Origin of the sequence: Paucibacter sp. XJ19-41 (assembly GCF_028462495.1) — a bacterium.
Classification (GTDB): Bacteria; Pseudomonadota; Gammaproteobacteria; order Burkholderiales; family Burkholderiaceae_C; genus Roseateles_E.
Genome location: NZ_JAQOWX010000314.1, coordinates 1 through 347, shown reverse-complemented (window position 1 = coordinate 347; position 347 = coordinate 1). Strand labels below are relative to the sequence as shown.

The following is a 347-nucleotide window of genomic DNA, read 5'->3' as shown; positions in this document are numbered from 1 at the left end:
GCTGCGCCAGGCGGCGGCTGCGCGCCTCAGCGGCCGCGCCATCCAAAAGATCGGCGGCGGCCGGCGCCTCGAAGCCGACCCTGGCCTTGTCGCGCGCCAGCAGCGCCAGCTGGCCCAGCGACTCGGCCTCGCGCTCACCGATGGCCAGCAGCTGCTCGCAGCTGCGCAGGCTCAGGTATTGCCGGGCCACTTCGGCCGCCAGGCTGACACGGGCCTGGTGCCAGTCCAGCTCGCTGGCGGCGGCCCGTTCGCCGGCGGCCTGGGCCTGCTGGCGCACGCGGGCAAACAGATCGAGCTCCCAGCTCGCGTCCAGGCCCAGGCTGGCCTGGCCGCGCGCCGGCTCGTTC

General features: G+C 75.8%; 1 protein-coding gene. It reads right to left on the bottom strand.

The window, feature by feature from the left end; genetic code table 11:
- A partial coding sequence (locus PO768_RS29155) for a TolC family protein (RefSeq protein WP_272648847.1) occupies positions 1-347 on the bottom strand: 347 nt, incomplete at both ends.